The following is a 4,247-nucleotide window of genomic DNA, read 5'->3' on the forward strand; positions in this document are numbered from 1 at the left end:
GTGAGGCCGTTGGAGGCGCCGTCCTGGTTGATCGCCGAGCCGCGGACCACGGCCAGCACCTGGTGGCCGTTGCGCTGGGCGTCGGAGAGGCGCTCGACCAGGAGCAGACCGACGCCCTCGGACCAGCCGACACCGTCCGCCGACGCGGAGTAGGACTTGCAGCGGCCGTCGGGCGACAGCCCCCGCTGCCGGCTGAACTCGATGAACGTGCCCGGCGTGGACATCACGGTGACACCGCCCGCGAGGGCCAGGGAGCACTCGCCGTTCCTGAGCGCCTGGACGGCGAGGTGGAGGGCGACCAGCGACGAGGAACAGGCCGTGTCCACCGTGACCGCGGGGCCCGTGAGCCCCAGGTTGTAGGCGATCCGCCCGGAGGCGACGCTGCCCGCGCTGCCGGTCAGCAGGTATCCCTCGAAGTCCTTGGGTGCCTCCTGGAACCGGAGTCCGTAGTCGCCGTACATGATCCCGGTGAAGACGCCGACGGGCTGCTCCCGCACGGACAGGGGATCGATGCCGGCGCGCTCGAAGGTCTCCCACGCCACCTCCAGCAGCAGGCGCTGCTGCGGGTCCACACTGAGGGCTTCCCGGGGGCTCATTCCGAAGAACGCCGGGTCGAACTCGGCGGCGGTGTGCAGGAATCCGCCTTCGTTGGAGTAACTCGTACCGGGATGTTCGGGGTCGGGATCGTAAAGGCTTTCGGGCCAGCCACGACCGGTCGGGAACGGGGTGATCGCGTCCTGGCCGTCGACGACCAGGCGCCACAGGTCTTCCGGCGAGTTCACGCCTCCGGGGTAGCGGCAGGCCAGGCCGACGATGGCGATCGGTTCACGGTCCCGCTGCTCGTTCTCCTGGAGCTGCTGACGAGCCTGGTAGAGGTCCGCGGTCACCTTCTGCAGGTAGCCCAGAAGCTTCTTTTCGTTCGACATTTCCTTCTTCCCACCCTCAGTGCGTGTTGGAGGCCGTTAATCGAGCGAAATCCCGAATTCCTGCCCGATGAATTCGTAGATCTCCTCCGCGGACGCTTCCTGCAGTCCTTCGACGACTTCCGCGGTCTCGGTCGCGTCCTGCTCGTCGTCCCAGAGCGACAGCAGCGCCTGGAGGCGCCGCCTGGCGTGCGCGCGATCCGCCCCGTCGAGCCGGATGTCCGAGATCGACTCGCTGAGCTTGCCTATCTCGTCCAGGACGAAGGTGACCGGCTCGACCTCCTGAGCGATCAGTTCCGAGCGCAGGAGATCGACGATGGACTGCGGAGTCGGGTGGTCGAAGATCAGTGCCGCGGGCAGCTTCAGACCGGTGGCCGCCCCCAGCCGGTTCCGCAGATCGACCGCCGTGAGGGAGTCGAAGCCCAGCTCGCGGAACGGCCGCGTGGGATTCAGCTCCTCCGTGGACGCCATGCCCAGCACGGTGGTGATCTGACCGTTCACGACCTCCCACAGCAGCCGGTCCTGTGCCTCGGCCGGCAACTGCGAGAGCTGCTGCGCCAACGTCGCCGCGTCCCGTACGGCGGTCTGTCCCGCCGAGCGGCGCGGACCGGCCGGCACCAGCTCCCGCAACAGGGGGGAGAGCCCCTCTCCCATGCCCCGAAGCGCCTTGAGATCGAGCCGCATGGGCAGCACCCAGGCCCGGCTCTGCGCCAGCACGGTGTCGAACAGCGCCAGCCCCTCCTCCTCGCTGAGGGGAACCAGCCCGGCGCGCGCCATGCGCTGGAAGTCGGCCTCGGAAAGGTGCCCGGTGATACCGCTCGCCATGGCCCACAGTCCCCACGACAGCGTGGTTGCCGGCAGGCCGTTCGTCCGGCGGTGATGCACCAGCGCGTCGAGGAACGCGTTCGCGGCGGCGTAGTTGCCCTGTCCGGGCGCGCCGAATACCGAGGCGGCCGAGGAGAACAGCACGAAGGCGGACAGGTTCAGGCCCTCGGTGAGCTCGTGCAGGTTCCAGGCCGCGTCGACCTTCGGACGCAGGACCGCGTCCACGCGCTCCGGGGTGAGCGACTCGATCACTCCGTCGTCGGCCACTCCCGCCACATGGACGACGGCGGTGACCGGATGCGCCTCGGGTACCGAGCCGAGCAAGGCGGCCAGGTCGGCGCGGTCGGCGGCGTCGCAGGCCGCGATGGTGACCTCGGCACCCGACTCCGTGAGTTCGCGGAGCAGATCGTCCGCACCGGGGGCGTCCATACCGCGGCGGCTGGTCAGCAGCAGGTGCCGTACGCCGTGCCCGGTCACCAGGTGCCGGGCGAGCGCCGCGCCCAGCACACCGGTACCGCCGGTGAGCAGCACCGTGCCCTCCGACGGGAACGACACCTCCTCCGGGGCGGCGACCGGGCCACCGTCGACCCTGACCAGCCGGGCGGCGAGCACGGAGTCACCCCGCACCAGTGTCTGCGGTTCACCACCGGCCACCACCGCGGGCAGCATCTGCCGGGCCGATTCGCCCTCGTCCAGGTCGACGAGCACCAGCCGGCCGGGGTTCTCGGTCTGGGCCGAGCGCAGCAGCGCCAGGGACGTCGTGATCGGAAGGTCGTTGACCTCCTTGCCGTCGGCCGGAACGGCACCGTGGGTCGTCACGACCAGCCGCGACGACTCGAACCGGTCGTCGGCGAGCCAGGACTGGGCGAGCCGCAGCGCTCGCCGGACCGCCGTATGAGCCTGCTCGGCGACGTCGCCGGAACGCTCCGGCAGACCGAAGGAGGTCACCACCACCGACGGCACCCGGCCGTCCGCACCGACGAACTCGTCCAGCGCAGTGGACAGGGAACCGTCGAGCGGCAGGTCCAGCACGGCCCAGTCCTCCGGATCCGGCGCCGGTGACCCCACCGGCACGGGCGTCCACTGCAACCGGAACAGGGACTCCTGATACGACGTGGCCGCGGCCCGCAGCGCGTCGCCGGACACCGGCCGCCACACCAGGGACTCCGCCGTGGCGACCGGTGTACCGGCGCCGTCCGCGAGGACGACCGACACCGTGTCCTGCGCCTTCGGCGAGAAGCACACCCGCAGGGTGGACGCCCCGGCGCTGCCGAGGTTCACCCCGTTCCAGGCGAACGGAAGCGCCGGCTCCGCCGCCCCGTCCAGGGCGTCGAGCATCGCCGCGTGCAGCGTGGCGTCCAGGAGCGCCGGATGCAGCAGGAAGGAAGCCGCCTGCGAACCCAGCCCGGACGGCAACGCGACCTCGGCGAAGATCTGCTCGCCGCGGCGCCAGGCCCGCCGCAGCCCCTGGAAAGCGGGGCCGTAGCGGTAGCCCTGGTCGGCCAGCCGTTCGTAGGCATCGTCCGTGGCCAGCTCGACGGCGCCGGCCGGGGGCCACTCCAGCAGCTCCGCGCTGTCCGGGAGAGCGACGGCGGCCGTCAGCGTGCCCATGGCATGCTGCGCCCAGGGCAGATCGCTCCCGTCCGGCCGTGCGTGCACGGTCAGTTCACGCCGCCCCTCGTCGTCGGGGGCTGTGAGCCTGATCTGCACCTGGACGGCCGACCGCTCCGGAAGCACCAGGGGTGCCGTCAGCATCAGTTCCTCGATGCGGTCCAGCCCCACCTGCGCCGCCGCACGAGCGGCGAACTCCAGGAACGCGGTGCCGGGCAGCAGGACCGCACCCGCCACGGCGTGATCGGCCAGCCACGCATGCTCGGCCAGCGACAGGCGTCCGGTCAGGATGACACCGCCCTCGGCCGACTCCACCACGGCACCCACCAGCGGATGCCGCGCATCCACGAGCCCGGCCGAGGCGACGTCGGCGTTGCGGGTGACGGGCAGCCAGTAGTGCTGGTGTTGGAAGGGGTAGGTGGGGAGGGGTGTCGTGTGGGGGTGTGCGGGGGTGTAGTAGGCGTCCCAGTCGATGGTGTGGCCGTGGGTGAAGGTGGTGGCGAGGGCGGTGAGCAGCGCCGTGGGCTGGGAGTGGTTACGGCGCTGGGTGGCCACTGCCGTTACCGAGCCGGGCACTTGGCCGGTGGCGAGTGTGGTGAGTACGGCGTCGGGACCGATCTCCAGGAGCGTGGTCGCCCCACCGTCCGTGAGCGTGCTGAGGGTGTCGGCGAAGCGGACCGGTTCGCGGACCTGGTGGACCCAGTAGTCGGGGGTGGTCCATTCGTCGGTGATGTTCTTCCCGGTGACGGACGACACGATGGTGATCGTGGGGGTCTGGTAGGTGACCTGCTGGAGGACTTCGCGGAAGTCGTCGAGCATGGGCTGCATGAGGGGGGAGTGGAAGGCGTGGGAGACGTGCAGCCGTGTGGTGCGGCAGCCCGCGGCTTC

The 4,247-nt window shown here is 70.8% G+C and carries 2 protein-coding genes; both read right to left on the minus strand.

Annotated elements, in window-relative coordinates:
- Window positions 1–926 (minus strand): beta-ketoacyl synthase N-terminal-like domain-containing protein (locus ACZ7DL_RS38905; protein ID WP_470781768.1); only part of this gene is annotated, 926 nt, incomplete at its 3' end.
- Between the two features lie 36 nt (window positions 927–962).
- Window positions 963–4,247: type I polyketide synthase (locus tag ACZ7DL_RS38910; RefSeq protein WP_470781770.1), on the minus strand; the 3,285-nt coding region annotated here is incomplete at its 5' end.

This window comes from Streptomyces sp. NPDC036984 (genome assembly GCF_055607665.1).